Origin of the sequence: Mesorhizobium sp. M0659, from assembly GCF_040320605.1 — a bacterium.
Lineage (GTDB): Bacteria > Pseudomonadota > Alphaproteobacteria > Rhizobiales > Rhizobiaceae > Mesorhizobium.
Genome location: NZ_JAMYPY010000031.1, coordinates 1 through 14,806 on the forward strand (window position 1 = coordinate 1; position 14,806 = coordinate 14,806).

A 14,806-nucleotide genomic window follows, 5' to 3' on the forward strand; every position below is an offset into this window, starting at 1 on the left:
TCCCCTGTAGTTTGTGGGGTGGCGCAGCCGGGCCAGGCCGCCGCCGGGCGGGCCCCCCCGGGGGCGCTAGCCAGTTTCCCCAAACCCCCCGGCCGCCGCTTTGTCCCGGGGCGCCCCTCGCCCAATTCCGCCTTCCCGTCGCGGCCCGTCAGTTGCTGGTGATGCTGACGGCGTCGCCCTCGACCAGCAGCGGCGGCGCATAACCCAACGGCTTGTCGCCGGTCACGGCGCCGCCGGTAACCCGGGCTTGTATGTCGGAACCGAAATAGGCGTACGGGAATGGCGGCGGTGTCTTGCTGACCGTATTCAGCCGCGCGCGAATCTCGGCGGGTAAAGTGAAATCCAACGCCGCCAGATTGTCCTGCAACTGCGCCAGCTTGGTGGCGCCAAGAATCACGGTGGCGATGCCCGGTTGCGTTGCCACCCAGTTGAGCGCGACCTGCGCCATGCTGCGTCCGAGTTCGGCGGCAACTTTTTCGAGCTCCGCCACGATCGCCCAGTTGCGCTCGGTGAACTTCTGGAACCCCGGATGAGTGGTGTTGCGAAAGCCGTCGAGCCGGCCGGCATGGCCTTCCTGCGTCGGCCGGTACTTGCCGCTGAGCAGCCCGCTTGCCAGCGGGCTCCACACCATGATTCCTGCGCCATGGCGGGTGCCGAAGGGCACGAACTCATTTTCGATCGAACGCTCCACCAGCGAATATTCAAGCTGCAGGGCCGACACCGGCTCGTAGCCGCGCCACTCGGCGATCGTCTGCGCGCGGGCAGCATACCAGGCCGGCACATCGGACAGGCCGACATGGCGAATTTTGCCCGCACGCACGAGATCATCCATCGTGCGCATGACCTCCTCGGCCGGCGTCAGCCCGTCCCAGACATGGAGGAGGTAGAGGTCGATATAGTCAGTGCCCAACCGCTTCAGCGAGGCGTCCACGGCGCGCAAGATGTTCTTGCGGCCGTTGCCACCGGCGTTCGGATTGCCGGGCTCCGCGTTGAAGGTGAATTTCGTGGCGATCACCGCTCTGTCGCGCAAGCCTCGCTCGGCGATGAATTCGCCGAGCCAGGTTTCGGCTGTGCCGCCGGTGTAGAGGTCGGCGGTGTCGAAGAAATTGCCGCCGGCCTCGACATAGGCGTCGGCCATGGCGCGCGCGGTTTCCCTGTCCGCGCCCCAGCCCCATTCGGTGCCAAAGGTCATGGTGCCCAGTGCCAGCCGGCTGACGCGCAGGCCGCTGTTGCCCAGTGTGTAATAGCTCATGGTCATGGTGTTTTTCCTATCCTGATTTCTTGACGCCGGCTCACTGGCCAGGCGTCATCTTGACCCAGGGATTGCCGCGCTCATGCGTGGCGCGGAAAACGAAGCCGTCGACTTTCCAGCCGGTCCCGGAGCGAACCAGATGGTGCTCGTAGGTGCCCCAGACTTCCCACAGCGGGTCGCCATTGCCTTCCATCCGGTTCCAGGCATAGCCGTTCGAAGAGACGGTCGCCGCGTCCGCCTCAAAGATCACCTGGTGATTGGTGCGCAGATGCAGGCTGGTCTTGCTGCCCCTGAGGTTGCCGGCCCAGGTACCGATCAGATTGTCGGAGGGGATGGTGGCGGCAGGCTGTCCTGACAGGCTGCTGAAGTCGACGGTGACACGGTCGGCGAAATAGGAGCGGGCAAGCTTCCAGTCCTGCGCATCGACGGCACGGTCGATGGCATCGGCGATGCGGATGACGGCGCGTTCGTCGGCGAGCGCGCGCCAACCGGACGGCTCGGCGCCGCCGGCATCGACCGGCGCTAGGGCAAGGCCTGCGGCGAAGGTAGCGTGTTTCAAGGCATCCATCTCTCTTCTCCTTTGTGCATCGGTGATGGCAATATGGATCAGCCTGTCGGCATCGAGAAGATTGAAGTGTTCGCAAGGACTATGCGATATCATGCATGAATGGACCGGGATCTGCTCAGTCATTTGCCTGTCATCGTCGCCGTTGCCCGACGCGGCGGCTTTGCGCTAGCTGCGGCCGAACTGGGCATGTCCCCATCCGCCGTCAGCCATGCGGTGCGCCTCGTGGAGCAGCGGATCGGCCAGCCGCTGTTTGCGCGCACCACGCGCAGCGTCTCGCTGACGGAAGCCGGCAAGGCGCTGGTGGAGACGGCAGCCCCTGCTCTCCAGGATATCGCCGACCGGATGGACCGCATCCGAGCCATCAAGGGCCGGCCCTCCGGCTTGCTCAGGTTGAACGTTCCCAACATCGCCGTTCCACTTGCCGTCACTCCCGTGGTCGCCGCGATGGCTGAACGCTATCCTGATGTGACCATCGAATTGCTCACCGACCAGGGGCTGGTGGACATTGTCGGCGAGGGTTTTGATGCCGGCATCCGGCTGGGCGAGATGATCGCACAGGACATGGTCACGGTCCGGCTGACGCCGCCATTCAACGCCGTGATCGTCGCCTCCCCCGCCTATGTCGGCCGGCATGGCCGTCCGCGCGGTGTGACGGATCTTTCGGACCACAATTGCGTCGGCTACCGGCTTGTGCGCTCCGGCGCACTCTATCGCTGGGACCTGACCGAGGACGGCAAGGATGTCGTGGCCGAGACGAAGGGTACGGTCATCGTTACCGATTCGCTGGCCGCGATCGACCTTGCGCTTGCCGGCGTCGGGCTGATCTATGTGTTCGAGCCGCTGGTGCGCGCGGAATTGGCCGCCGGCCGCCTCGTTCAGATCCTGCCGCAAACGGCGATCGAGGAGCCCGGCCTCTTCCTCTACTTCCCGCGCAGGGCGTCGATGGCGCCAAAGCTCAGGGCCTTCATCGACACCGCACAAGAAATCGGCCGAGCATCCTTGCGGACACCCGGCCGAGTTGCCTGAGCTGAGAAGCCCTTTTCGGGGCTATTTTTAAAACTACTTCTTCACCGCCGCCGCGACTTCCGCCGCGAAATCGGTCTCTTCCTTTTCGATGCCTTCGCCCAGCGCAAAGCGCAGATAGGCGGAGATCTTGGCCGGAGCGCCGATGTCCTTCTCGGCATCCTTCAGCGCCTGCTCGACAGTGATGTCGGGATTGAGCACGAAGGCCTGCTTGAGGAGCACGACTTCCTCGTAGAACTTGCGCAGGCGGCCTTCGACCATCTTTTCGATGATCGCTTCCGGCTTGCCGGACTGGCGCGCTTGGTCGGCGAAGATCGCCTTCTCGCGCTCGACCGCTGCCGGATCGATCTGCTCGGCGGTCAACGCCAGCGGGTTGGTGGCGGCGACATGCATGGCGACCTGGCGGCCAAAGGCGTTGGCGGCATGCTCATTGCCCGTCGTCTCGATCGCGACCAGAACGCCGAGCTTGCCAAGACCATCGGCAACCGCATTGTGGACGTAGGTTGCGACAGCACCGTGCGGGACGGTGAGCTTGGCCGAACGGCGGAAGCTCATGTTCTCGCCAATGGTGCCAACGGCGTCCTTGATGGTGTCAGTGACCGACTTGTCCGAACCCGGATACTTTGCGGCAGAGACAGCCTCCGTCGTGCCATAAGCAAGCGCGACCTTGGCGACATTGCGAACGATCTCCTGGAACTGCTCGTTGCGGGCCACGAAATCGGTCTCGGAGTTAACCTCGACGATGGCGGCCTCGCGGACGCCGGAGTCGACGCCGATCAGGCCTTCGGCGGCAGTACGGCCAGCCTTCTTGTCGGCCTTGGAAATGCCCTTCTTGCGCAGCCAGTCGACGGCCTCTTCGATGTTGCCGTTGGTCTCGGTCAACGCCGCCTTGCAGTCCATCATGCCCGCGCCGGTCAAGTCGCGGAGTTCTTTGACCTGTGCAGCCGAAATGCTCATTGTCGCCTCTTTGTTTTAAATGCACCGACGCACCACCGGTACTCGGTGATGCGTCTGTCTAGCGTGCCAAATATGAGAATGATGAAGGCCGCAACCGGCCTTCGATTGTCAAGCTTCCGGAGCGTCCGCAGCCGGGGCCGGAGCCGGATCAAGCGCCGGTTCGACCGGAGCTTCGACCGAGGCGCCGATGTCGACGCCGAGCGCGCCCTGCTGGCGGGCGATGCCGTCGATGGCAGCCTTGGCGATCAGGTCGCAATAGAGCTGGATGGCGCGCGCCGCGTCGTCATTACCGGGGATCGGGAAGTCGATCTTGTCCGGATCGCAGTTCGAATCGATGATGGCAACGACCGGGATGCCGAGGCGCTTGGCCTCGAGGATGGCGATCGCTTCCTTGTTGGTGTCGATGACGAACATCAGGTCGGGCGTCGAGCCCATGTCCTTGATACCGCCGAGCGCCTTGTCGAGCTTCTCGCGCTCGCGGTCGAGGTTCAGGCGTTCCTTCTTGGTCAGGCCCTGGGCTTCGCCGGCCAGCATCTCGTCGAGCTTGCGCAGGCGCTGGATCGAATTCGAGATCGTCTTCCAGTTGGTCAGCATGCCGCCGAGCCAACGCGAGTTGACATAGTATTGGGCCGAACGCTGTGCGGCGTCGGCGACGATGTCGGACGCCTGGCGCTTGGTGCCGACGAACAGCACGCGGCCGCCCTTGGCAACGGTGTCGGAAACCTGCTTCAGAGCCTGGTGCAGCAAAGGCACCGTCTGCGACAGGTCGATGATGTGGATGTTGTTGCGGGCGCCGTAGATGTAAGGCGCCATCTTCGGGTTCCAGCGGTGGGTCTGGTGGCCGAAGTGAATGCCAGCTTCCAAAAGCTGGCGCATGCTGAAATCAGGCAGTGCCATTCTTAGTTCCTTTTCCGGTTAGCCTCCACGGACACAGGCATTTTTGGACTTTGTCCTCGAACGCCACCGGAGGTTTCAGCCGGATTTCTCCCGGGCAGACACCAAAGTCCGTGTGTGGAATGAGCGCGCATATAGAGGGGAAGCGCTGCAAACGCAAGCGGTGAGGTGCTTCATCGCTCAGCGTGCGGCAATCAGCGCTCCGGTGCCGATCATGGCGCTGCCGGCGAACCGGTTAATCAGCCGCATGCGTTCGGGCGTCCTGAACCAGCCGGATGCCCTGCCCGCCAGCGCGGCGTAGATGCCCATGGTGAGAATATTGGCGCCGACGACGACTGCCACCACCAGCAGGCCGTCGGCAAACGTCATGGTGTCGAGGTTGAGGATCAGCGGCATGATCGAGGCGTGGAACAGGATCGCCTTCGGGTTGCCGAGCGCCACGGAGGCGCCAAGCAAGAACGAACGCGACAATCCGGTTTGGGGGATTCTTTGCGCGGCCGATTGCGCGGCCGCGGCCCGCCACATCTTGATGCCGAGGAAAATCAGGTAGGCCGCACCGGCGTATTTCAACAGGAGAAACACCCATTCGAAGGTCTGGGCCAGCGCCACCAGCCCGAGCAGTGCCAGGGTGACCAGCACGGCATCGCCGGCGGCAATGCCCATTCCGGCGACGAACGCACGCAGGAAGCCGCGTGCCACGCCGTTGGTGATCACCGTGAACATCGCCGGTCCCGGCGTGGCGGCGGCAAGTGTGATGGCAAGGCAATAAGCCAGGAATGCCGTTAGCGTCACGATCGGCCCTTTCCGTTGGGTACCCGTACGCGCCTGAAGATCGCAACGATCTCCTCGCGGCTGCATTCGATGGCGCCGAGCCGCACCGCCCGGTCGCGCTCGAAGCCGGTTATGTCATAGTGCGGCGCCGATGTCCTGGGCGGCCCTTGGTAGGACGAACGCTTGACGCCAAGCTCGGCGGCGAAACGATGCAGTTCGTCCGTATCGTCGGCCATCAGGTGGCACCAGCGATGGCCGGCCCATTTCCAGATTGCCGCATCGACATAGACCGCCATCGGGAACTGCCATCAAGCCTGCCGTGGCCAGCGCCGCATTGTCGCTATTTCGAGACGGGGCAAGGCTTGGTCTGATCGAACAGCGACAGGTTGACCAGCTTTCCGGTCATCGAGAACTCGCCATAGTCCATTGTGAGGTCGCGGGTGATGCCGTTCTCGTGCAGCTTGAAGCTGATGCGGTATTCCGGCACCTCTTCGCCCGATTTGTCGGTCTCGTCGAAATAGGCGATGTCGACCGGCCAGTATTTGTCGCCTGCAAGCTTGGCCAGCGCCGGCGCTTCGGGGTCGGCCTTGTCGCCCTCGGCCTTCTTGCCGACGATGACGGTGGTGGTCATCACCTTGTTGGCATCCTCCGAACCGTCGAACAGGCTGGTTTCGTAGAAATTCTCGCCCTTCTCGGCCTTGCCGATCAGTTCGACCAGATGCTGGGTCGGGAACTGGGTGGTGGCAAGTTCCAGGCTGTTCTTCTCGGGCTTGTCAATGTCGACTTTGAGGCCCTTGGTCTCTTTCGTGGCGGTGCCCTTGACCTCCTTGTCGAGGTTCTGGTCGACGAAGGATTTGGTCACGAACGAGAAGGTCTTGCCTTCGGCGTCCTCGAACGTGGTCGTCTGCTGGTCGGTCAGCCTGGTGTTGTCGCCGGTGGCGATCTGGGTGACGAAACGGAATTTTACCGTATAGCCCTCGCAGGGCGAGCCGTTGAACTCATAGACCATGCGGCCGGAAATCCCGGTGATGCCCGAGCGGTCCGACGCCTTGTCGAGGGTAAGATCGTAGACGGCGCGATGCGCCTGCAGCGCCGGCACGGCAAAGGCTGGAGCCATCGAGAACAGCACCGGAAAGAGAACGGCGTGGAAGGCAAGGCGCGTTGCGCGCATAAGGGGCTCCGATCGTCGCAGCTGATGGCAGGCCACAGGTAAAGATGGTCCAGCTTAAAAAAAGTCGTGGCGGAAGCGAGGCAAAAATAGCAATTTCGGCCCGGCCAGCGCGGCGTCTCCAAGCAATAGGGAAATACCATGAGTGAAACAATCGAAAAGCGGCTAAGCGATCTCGGCGTGACAATACCTGCCGCCGCAGCGCCCGCCGCGAACTATGTGCCCTATTGCAGGTCCGGCAATCTTTTGTTCACCGCCGGGCAGTTGCCGCTCAAGGACGGCAAGCTGCAGGCAAGCGGCCTGCTCGGCCGCGACGTCGATACCGCAACCGGCAAGGAAGGCGCAAAGTACTGCGCAATCAATGTCTTGGCCCAAGCAAAAGCAGCACTTGGCGATCTCGAAAAAATCCAGCGTTTGGTCAAGATCACCGTCTTTGTTGCATCTGTGCCGGATTTCGTCGAGCAGCATCTGGTCGCCAATGGCGCCTCCGATTTCCTGGTCGCCGCCCTTGGCGAGCGCGGCAAGCATGCCCGCTCCGCCGTCGGCACCGCCTGTCTGCCGCTTAATGCCGCAGTGGAAATCGAAGCCGTCTTCGAGGTCGCATGAGCAGGACCAAGACAATGACCGACCTTTCCTGGCTGACCGCCCGCCCGGTGGCGCATCGCGGCTTTCACGACATGAACAAGACGCGCTGGGAAAACACGCTGTCGGCCTTCGCGGCTGCCGCCGAGCGCGGCTATGCGATCGAATGCGACGTGCATCTGTCGTCCGACCGCGTCCCCGTCATCATTCATGACGGCGATCTCAGGCGGTTGACCGGCCAGGACGGCTTCGTCTGGCAGCGCACGGCGGCGGAACTGGCGGCGCTCAGGATCGGCGGCACCAAGGACCATGTGCCGACACTGCAAGAAGCGCTCGACCTGGTCGACGGCCGTGTGCCGATGGTTGTCGAACTGAAGGGCGTGCCCGGCTACGACGAGGGCCTGGTGGCGAGCGTCGGCAAGATGCTGGAGCGCTACAAGGGCAAGGCGGCGATCATGTCGTTCGACCACTGGCTGGTCCGCTATTTCCCCAGGGATGCGCCTGGCATTCCGGGTGGGCTGACCGCCTATGGCAGGGACAACCAGTTGATCGAGGCGCATTTTGCCATGCTGGCGCATGACCTCGCCTTCACCTCCTATGCCGCCGGCGATCTGCCGAACCCGTTCGTCAGCTTCGTGCGCGAAAGGCTGAAAATGCCTGTGATCACCTGGACGGTGCATGACCAGCCGGCGGTGGATCTCACCTTCAAATACGCCGACCAGATGACGTTCGAAGGGTTCGAACCCGATCTGGTCAAAGTCGCCTGATGGGAGTGCCTGAAACGTGACTTGTAGCGGCCCCGACAGAGCTTAAATAAGCCTCATGGATCAGGGTGACGAAGTCGATGGGCAAACGGCGAATGCGGAGTTCTCCATCCGCGTCGCCGCCGGCATCAATGCCTTCACATGTGCCGAGTGGAACGGCTTTACCGGCACAACCCGCAGCGACACAGAAAACGGCTATAACCCTCTCGTTTCATATGCTTTTCTGCGCGCGCTTGAAGATTCCGGCTGCGCCGTGCGGCGCACCGGCTGGCAAGGTCATCATCTCAGACTGGAAAATGCCCAAGGCAGATTGCTGGGCGCCGTGCCCTGCTATCTCAAATCGCACAGCCAGGGCGAATATGTCTTCGACCACGGCTGGTCCGATGCGTTCGAACGCGCCGGCGGCAACTACTATCCGAAACTGCAATGCGCCGTGCCGTTCTCTCCGGTCACCGGCCCTCGCCTGCTGGTCAGCAAGGGCGAGGACAGCGCCATTGTGAAGGCCGGTCTCGCAGCGGGCCTGAAGGCGGTGACGGAAAAGCTCGGCGTGTCCTCCGCGCATGTCACCTTCGCCAATGAAAGCGACGTTGCAACGCTGGAAGCAGCCGGCTTCCTGCACCGCACCGACCAGCAGTTCCATTTCTTCAACGAAGGCTTTTCGACCTATGACGACTTTCTCGCCACGCTGGCATCGCGCAAGCGCAAGGCGATGAAGAAGGAGCGCCGCGAGGCGCTCGCCAACGGTATCTCGATCGACCGGCTGACCGGCAAGGACCTGACCGAAAAGGCGTGGGACGATTTCTTCGCCTTCTATATGGATACCGGCAGCCGCAAATGGGGCCGGCCCTATCTCAACCGCAAGTTCTTCTCGCTGATCGGGGAGCGCATGTCCCGGGACATCCTGTTGGTCATGGCCAAGCGCAATGGCCGCTATGTCGCCGGCGCCATCAACTTCATCGGCTCCGATGCGCTCTACGGCCGCAATTGGGGCTGCATCGAGGACCACCCGTTCCTGCATTTCGAAGTCTGCTACCATCAGGCCATCGACTTCGCCATCGAGCGCAAGCTGAAGGTGATCGAGGCCGGCGCGCAGGGTGAGCACAAACTGGCGCGCGGCTATCGTCCCGTGACCATGCATTCGGCGCACTACATCGCACATCCCGGCCTGCGCAATGCTGTGGCCGATTATCTCCGGCGTGAGCGGCGCGAGGTCGAGCGGATGGGCGAAATTCTGGAAGAGCATACGCCGTTCCGCAAGGATCTTGAGGAATAGCGATCCGCGCCTGCCTCGCCTGACCGTCTTACCTGACCATCTTGCCGGTCCAGGACAGCTTCGCTACACCGGAGCATACTCCCGGAGCGCCGCCATGACCGAGGCCTACGACCCCAGCAATATCTTCGCAAAGATCCTGCGCGGCGAAATCCCCTCGCACCGCATCTACGAGGATGATGCCGTGGTCGCCTTCATGGATGTGATGCCGCAAGGCCCCGGTCACACGCTGGTGGTGCCCAAAGCACCGTCGCGCAATCTGCTCGATGCCGATCCCGCGACGCTCGGCCGGCTGTTCACCACGGTCCAAACGGTCGCGCTGGCGGTCAAAAAGGCTTTCGGCGCTGACGGAGTCACCATCCTGCAGTTCAACGAACCGGCGTCCGGCCAGACCGTCTACCACCTACATGTCCATGTCATCCCGCGGTTCGAAGGCATCGCGCTCAAGCCGCATACGGGGCAGATGGAGAAGCCCGAAGTGCTGACGGAGAACGCGGCGAAGATCCGAGCAGCGCTGAACGGTTGAGGTGGCGCGCGCCTCAGGGCGATGCGCTCAGCCACAATCCACCACGTCGGTTAGGAAAATATCAAACCACGCCGTGATAACGTGCTCCGTACCGGGATGCGTTTGGGTTTTCAAAATCGTGGAACATTCGGTTGCGACATCAGAGCCGTTGGTAAAAGCAGCTGCCGGGCGGGGCTTTCTGCGCACCTTGGCGGACGCGTACCGGCGACACCGCCTGCTGCACGCGATGGCCATCGCTGCCCTGCTTTTGGCAGCCGCGGTCGGCCTGCGCACCGGAAACATGCCGGATTTCGGCGTGCTGGAAGACTATTCCCAATACCTTCTTTTCGCTTTCTGGATCGGTGGCTGCGCCTTCGCACTCGGCAGCTTTTTTCACCTTGCACTCATCAAGCGGGATCCTGAGCCGCTCGGCACTTTTCTGCGATCGATCGGCGGCGTCTTCGGCGACGCCGAGCGCAACGCCAACAGCCTGAATGGTCTGGCCGCGTGCATTGCGCTCATATCCGCTTTCGGTGTGTTGAAAGGCGCGGTCGCGATCCTTTCGCCATTCGCATGGGATCACGCATTGGCTCAGGCCGACCGGGTGCTGCATTTCGGCCGAGCGCCCCATGAATGGCTATGGTTTATCGTCCAGTCGCCGCTCGCCGTAAGATCGTTCAACCTGGCTTACAATTCCTGGTTCGTCGTCCTTATCGCCTCGGTCTTCATCGCTTGCATCACGCGCAGGGACACGAAGCTGCGTCACCAGTTCCTGATGAGCTTCATGCTCGTGTGGATACTGGCGGGTTTTTTCCTGGCGATGGGCCTGTCTTCGGCAGGGCCGTGCTTTTACGAGCGACTGGGGCTGGGCAGCGACTATCATTCCCTGATGCAAGCACTCGCCGCCGCCGATCGCATCTATCCGATCTGGGCGCTCAGCACGCAGGACATTGTGTGGAGCGGCTATATCGGGGCGACGCCAGGCAGTCTCGGCATATCCGCCTTCCCGTCCATGCATGTAGCGATGGCGGTGCTTTTCGCGCTTTATGCAACACGCCGCTCATGGTTGGCCGGCCTTTTGATGTGGGCATTCGCCGCAATCATCATGGTCGGCTCGGTCGTCCTTGGCTGGCATTATGCCGTGGATGGCTATGCGAGCGTTCTGATTTCGATCGCCATGTGGAAGGCGTGCGGGTACTTTCTGGGCAAGTTTGCACCCGAGGGCGTCGCCGCCTGACCTAACAACATCTGACCTGAAAAGCAGGGGCGTTGTGTCGGCAAACCGGCCAGCCAATGAAAAAAGGGCCCGTCACCGGGCCCCTTTTTTTCATAGGCGAACTTTTTAGCTCTTGCGCGGCAGTTGCGGCACCAGGCTGCGCTTGCCGCCGTCCTTGCCCTTCGGCTCAGGCTCGTCCTTGCCCTTGGGCTGAGGCTTCTGCGCCACCGCCTTCTTGGCGACGGGCTTCTTGGCCACCGCCTTGCGGGCTTTCGGCGCCTCTTCCGGCTCCTGCTTCGGCTGCACCGGGGCTTCGTCGGCCAGTGATTCGAGCTTCAGGCCGGTTTCGCCGGTTTCCTTCTTCTCGACGGTGACGCGCACCGTGCCGCCCTTCTTGAGCTTGCCGAACAGCACCTCGTCGGCCAACGGCTTCTTGATGTGCTCCTGGATGACCCGGCCGAGCGGCCGCGCACCCATGCGCTCATCATAGCCCTTGTCGGCCAGCCAGGCGATCGCGTCGGACGACAGGTCGAAGGTGACGCCCCGCTCGGAGAGCTGGGCCTCGAGCTGCATGACGAACTTCTGCACCACCTGATGGATGACCGGCACCGGCAGCGAACCGAACGGGATGATCGCATCGAGACGGTTGCGGAACTCCGGCGTGAACAACCGGTTGATGGCCTCGACATCGTCGCCTTCGCGCTTGGTCGATCCGAAACCGATCGCCGCGCGCTGCGCATCCGATGCGCCCGCATTGGTGGTCATGATCAGGATGACGTTGCGGAAGTCGATCTGCTTGCCGTTGTGGTCGGTCAGCTTGCCGTGGTCCATGACCTGCAACAGGATGTTGAACAGGTCCGGATGCGCCTTCTCGACTTCATCCAGCAAGAGCACGCAGTGCGGATGCTGGTCGACCCCGTCGGTAAGCAGACCGCCCTGGTCGAAGCCGACATAGCCGGGAGGCGCGCCGATCAACCGCGAGACGGTGTGGCGTTCCATATATTCCGACATGTCGAAGCGGATCAGCTCGACGCCGAGCGAGGCAGCCAACTGCTTGGCGACTTCGGTCTTGCCGACGCCGGTCGGGCCTGAGAACAGGTAGGAGCCGATCGGCTTTTCCGGTTCGCGCAGGCCGGCACGCGCCAGCTTGATCGCCGAGGTCAGCGCGGTGATGGCGGTGTCCTGGCCATAGACGACGCGCTTCAGCTCGATGTCGAGGCCTTGCAGCACCTTCTCGTCGTCGGCCGAAACCGTCTTCGGCGGGATGCGGGCCATCGTGGCGATCGTGGCTTCGATCTCCTTGATGCCGATCGTCTTCTTGCGCTTGGCTTCCGGCACCAGCATCTGCGAGGCGCCCGTCTCGTCGATCACGTCGATCGCCTTGTCCGGCAGCTTGCGGTCGTTGATGTAGCGGGCCGACAGTTCCACCGAAGCCTTGATCGCCTCGTTGGTGAACTTCACCTTGTGGAATTCCTCATAATAGGGCTTGAGGCCCTTCATGATCTCGATGGCGTCCTCGATGGTCGGCTCGTTGACGTCGATCTTCTGGAAGCGCCGCACCAGAGCGCGGTCCTTCTCGAAGAACTGGCGGAACTCCTTGTAAGTGGTCGAGCCGATGCAGCGGATGGCACCCGAAGACAGCGCCGGCTTCAACAGGTTCGACGCATCCATCGCGCCGCCGGACGTCGCACCGGCGCCGATGACGGTGTGGATCTCGTCGATGAACAGCACGGCGCCGGGATAATCCTCTAGCTCCTTGACAACCTGCTTCAGCCGCTCTTCGAAATCGCCACGGTAGCGCGTGCCGGCCAGAAGCGTGCCCATGTCGAGCGCGAAAATGGTGGCGTCCTGCAGCACTTCGGGCACATCGCCTTCGACGATGCGCTTGGCCAGACCTTCGGCAATCGCCGTCTTGCCGACGCCGGGATCGCCGACATAGAGCGGGTTGTTCTTGGAGCGGCGGCACAGCACCTGGATGGTGCGGTTGATTTCGCTCTCGCGGCCGATCAGCGGATCGATCTTGCCGGCCTTGGCTTTGTTGTTGAGGTTGACGCAATAGGCAGTCAGCGCATCCTGCTGCTGCTTCTTCTTGCCGCCTTCCTCCTGCGGCTCGGCGCCGTTCTGGCCGCCCTGCTCGTCATCGGCGCCGCGCGGCGAGCGCGTCTCCGATGCGCCGGGGCGCTTGGCGATGCCGTGCGAGATGTAGTTGACCGCGTCGTAGCGGGTCATCTGCTGTTCCTGCAGGAAATAAGCGGCATGGCTCTCGCGCTCGGCAAAGATGGCGACGAGCACGTTGGCGCCGGACACTTCCTCGCGGCCGGATGACTGCACATGGATCACGGCGCGCTGGATGACGCGCTGGAAGCCGGCGGTCGGCTTGGAATCCTCATCGTAACCGGTGACCAGATTGTCGAGTTCGGTGTCGATATAGGTCAGAACGGTGTGCTTCAGCTCGTCGAGATCGACGTTGCAGGCGCGCATAACGGCGGCCGCCTCGGTGTCGTCGATGAGGGCGAGCAGCAGATGTTCTAGGGTTGCATATTCATGGTGCCGCTCATTGGCGAGCGTCAGCGCCTGGTGAAGCGCCTTTTCCAGGCCTTGGGAGAAAGCCGGCATGTTACCTCACTTCTTCTCCATCACGCATTGCAGCGGATGCTGATTCTGTCGGGCGAAATCCATGACCTGAGACACTTTGGTCTCGGCCACCTCGAATGTATAGACCCCGCACTCGCCCACCCCATGATTGTGAACATGAAGCATGATGCGTGTGGCGGCTTCGCGGTCCTTTTGAAAAAAACGCTCCAGGACGTGAACCACGAACTCCATGGGCGTATAGTCGTCGTTGAGGATGAGGACCCTGTAAAGGCTGGGCTTCTTGGTCTTGGTCTTGGTGCGCGTAATGACGGCTGTGCCGCGACCGGCCTCATTGCCGTCGCCGTCACTTTGCATCCGCACCACGCTTGTCGTGGCAGTCAAACCTGAAGTCACGTAGTCCTGCCTCTTTCGAATCCCCATGCGAGTTCGATATGTAGGTGTTCGATGGACGATTTTAAGCCCTTCTTGTTAGCTGACAATATGGCTAGGTGGGCAAACCGAGGGGATTTTCAAAATCGTGAACTGCCAAAGCCCCGGAATTGAAACCGGCATGAAAAAACCCGGCCGCGCATCCGCGACCGGGTCTGTTTTGCAAGCCCGAAAGGCCGTGCCTGGTATTCTCGAGCGAAATTACTTCGCCTTGGCGACAATCGATTCGAAGGGCTTGTAAGCCTCCTTGGCGAGATCGGCATAGAGATCGCCGAACTTGGTCGCCTCGGCAACGAAGCTCTCATAGCTCTGCTTGGCGAAGTCGGACTGGATCTCGACCGCATTTTCCAGCGACTTGGCGGAGAACAGCTTTTCGACCGCGGCGCTGCCGGCTTCGAAGCTCTTCTTGGTGTATTCGCCAGCTTCAGCGGCGATCGCCTGCGCCCCCTTGGAGAGCGAGGTGAAGCTCTTCAATCCGGTATCGGCAAACTCCTTGCCGTATTTCGAGAAGTCCTCGTAGGTCTGGGTCATTTGACGTTTCCCTTGGCGTTTTGAAGCGCCCTTGCCTGAGCGCGATTGTGCAATGCACGAGAATATATTGTGCGCTGCACAAAAGTCAAGATTTCAGCGGCATCAGGCCGCGCTGCGCCGGTAACAGCTAAAATTCGAATAAAGAAAGGCTCAAGCCCGAGGAAAATGGTGAACGCGCCGGTTACCATAAACGGATTGGTAACGCTGGCCGCGATAGTTTGACGACAAGTGAGGTCGGATCCCTTTGCCGCCTCCAGGGCAATGAGTTTCAAAGGAACTAT

Annotated in this window: 17 protein-coding genes; 6 read left to right on the forward strand and 11 right to left on the reverse strand. The window is 62.0% G+C overall.

Annotated elements, in window-relative coordinates; genetic code table 11:
* Nucleotides 1-148 precede the first annotated feature (148 nt).
* Both NKI31_RS28985 and NKI31_RS28990 read right to left on the reverse strand, forming a co-directional pair.
* Nucleotides 149-1,258 (reverse strand): aldo/keto reductase, encoded by a 1,110-nt coding sequence (locus tag NKI31_RS28985; RefSeq protein WP_352653206.1) that lies wholly within the window; start codon nt 1,256-1,258, stop codon nt 149-151.
* A 34-nt stretch (nt 1,259-1,292) separates the two neighbouring features.
* Nucleotides 1,293-1,820 carry a nuclear transport factor 2 family protein gene (locus NKI31_RS28990; RefSeq protein WP_023671025.1) on the reverse strand — a complete coding sequence of 176 codons (528 nt, stop codon included), beginning with the start codon at nt 1,818-1,820 and terminating at the stop codon, nt 1,293-1,295.
* 99 nt (nt 1,821-1,919) lie between these two features.
* Here NKI31_RS28990 and NKI31_RS28995 point away from each other — a divergent pair, with 99 nt between their 5' ends.
* Nucleotides 1,920-2,846 (forward strand): LysR family transcriptional regulator, encoded by a 927-nt coding sequence (locus tag NKI31_RS28995; RefSeq protein ID WP_352653207.1) that lies wholly within the window; start codon nt 1,920-1,922, stop codon nt 2,844-2,846.
* 33 nt (nt 2,847-2,879) lie between these two features.
* Here the strand turns inward: NKI31_RS28995 and tsf are convergent, their stop codons facing one another.
* From tsf to NKI31_RS29020, 5 genes are all read right to left on the reverse strand, one after another.
* Nucleotides 2,880-3,800, reverse strand: a complete 921-nt coding sequence (gene tsf / locus NKI31_RS29000) for a translation elongation factor Ts (RefSeq protein WP_023684688.1) — start codon at nt 3,798-3,800, stop codon at nt 2,880-2,882.
* Between the two features lie 108 nt (nt 3,801-3,908).
* The gene (gene rpsB, locus NKI31_RS29005) at nt 3,909-4,697 is read right to left on the reverse strand and encodes a 30S ribosomal protein S2 (protein ID WP_023671022.1); all 789 of its coding nucleotides are present in this window, start codon (nt 4,695-4,697) and stop codon (nt 3,909-3,911) included.
* Between the two features lie 177 nt (nt 4,698-4,874).
* Nucleotides 4,875-5,486 (reverse strand): LysE family translocator, encoded by a 612-nt coding sequence (locus NKI31_RS29010; RefSeq protein ID WP_352653208.1) that lies wholly within the window; start codon nt 5,484-5,486, stop codon nt 4,875-4,877.
* A complete protein-coding gene (locus NKI31_RS29015; protein WP_023671020.1) occupies nt 5,483-5,761 on the reverse strand; it encodes a DUF4031 domain-containing protein in 279 nt (92 codons plus the stop codon). Before NKI31_RS29015 ends, NKI31_RS29010 begins: the two co-directional genes overlap by 4 nt.
* 44 nt (nt 5,762-5,805) lie before the next feature.
* A complete protein-coding gene (locus NKI31_RS29020; RefSeq protein ID WP_023724373.1) occupies nt 5,806-6,636 on the reverse strand; it encodes a cell envelope integrity EipB family protein in 831 nt (276 codons plus the stop codon).
* A gap of 138 nt (nt 6,637-6,774) precedes the next feature.
* Between NKI31_RS29020 and NKI31_RS29025 the strand changes: the two genes are divergently transcribed.
* From NKI31_RS29025 to NKI31_RS29045, 5 genes are all read left to right on the forward strand, one after another.
* Nucleotides 6,775-7,239 (forward strand): RidA family protein, encoded by a 465-nt coding sequence (locus tag NKI31_RS29025; RefSeq protein WP_023684686.1) that lies wholly within the window; start codon nt 6,775-6,777, stop codon nt 7,237-7,239.
* A 14-nt stretch (nt 7,240-7,253) separates the two neighbouring features.
* Entirely contained in the window at nt 7,254-7,982 is a 729-nt protein-coding gene (locus NKI31_RS29030; RefSeq protein ID WP_352653209.1) for a glycerophosphodiester phosphodiesterase, read from the forward strand.
* Between the two features lie 55 nt (nt 7,983-8,037).
* Nucleotides 8,038-9,252, forward strand: coding sequence for a GNAT family N-acetyltransferase (locus tag NKI31_RS29035; RefSeq protein ID WP_352653210.1), 1,215 nt, complete (start codon nt 8,038-8,040; stop codon nt 9,250-9,252).
* Between the two features lie 94 nt (nt 9,253-9,346).
* Nucleotides 9,347-9,775, forward strand: coding sequence for an HIT family protein (locus tag NKI31_RS29040; RefSeq protein WP_023684683.1), 429 nt, complete (start codon nt 9,347-9,349; stop codon nt 9,773-9,775).
* 73 nt (nt 9,776-9,848) lie between these two features.
* Nucleotides 9,849-10,991 carry a phosphatase PAP2 family protein gene (locus tag NKI31_RS29045; protein WP_352653211.1) on the forward strand — a complete coding sequence of 381 codons (1,143 nt, stop codon included), beginning with the start codon at nt 9,849-9,851 and terminating at the stop codon, nt 10,989-10,991.
* A 105-nt stretch (nt 10,992-11,096) separates the two neighbouring features.
* Here NKI31_RS29045 and clpA read toward each other — a convergent pair whose 3' ends face one another.
* The 4 genes from clpA to NKI31_RS29065 all read right to left on the reverse strand — a co-directional run bounded on the left by clpA (nt 11,097) and on the right by NKI31_RS29065 (nt 14,797).
* On the reverse strand, nt 11,097-13,586 hold the full coding sequence (gene clpA / locus NKI31_RS29050) for an ATP-dependent Clp protease ATP-binding subunit ClpA (RefSeq protein ID WP_023671013.1): 2,490 nt from the start codon (nt 13,584-13,586) through the stop codon (nt 11,097-11,099).
* 6 nt (nt 13,587-13,592) lie between these two features.
* Entirely contained in the window at nt 13,593-13,919 is a 327-nt protein-coding gene (gene clpS, locus NKI31_RS29055) for an ATP-dependent Clp protease adapter ClpS (protein WP_023671012.1), read from the reverse strand.
* 276 nt (nt 13,920-14,195) lie between these two features.
* Entirely contained in the window at nt 14,196-14,525 is a 330-nt protein-coding gene (locus tag NKI31_RS29060; protein WP_023745119.1) for a phasin family protein, read from the reverse strand.
* Nucleotides 14,522-14,797: a hypothetical protein gene (locus NKI31_RS29065; RefSeq protein WP_155924279.1), complete on the reverse strand. Its 276-nt coding sequence runs from the start codon at nt 14,795-14,797 to the stop codon at nt 14,522-14,524. Before NKI31_RS29065 ends, NKI31_RS29060 begins: the two co-directional genes overlap by 4 nt.
* Nucleotides 14,798-14,806 lie beyond the last annotated feature (9 nt).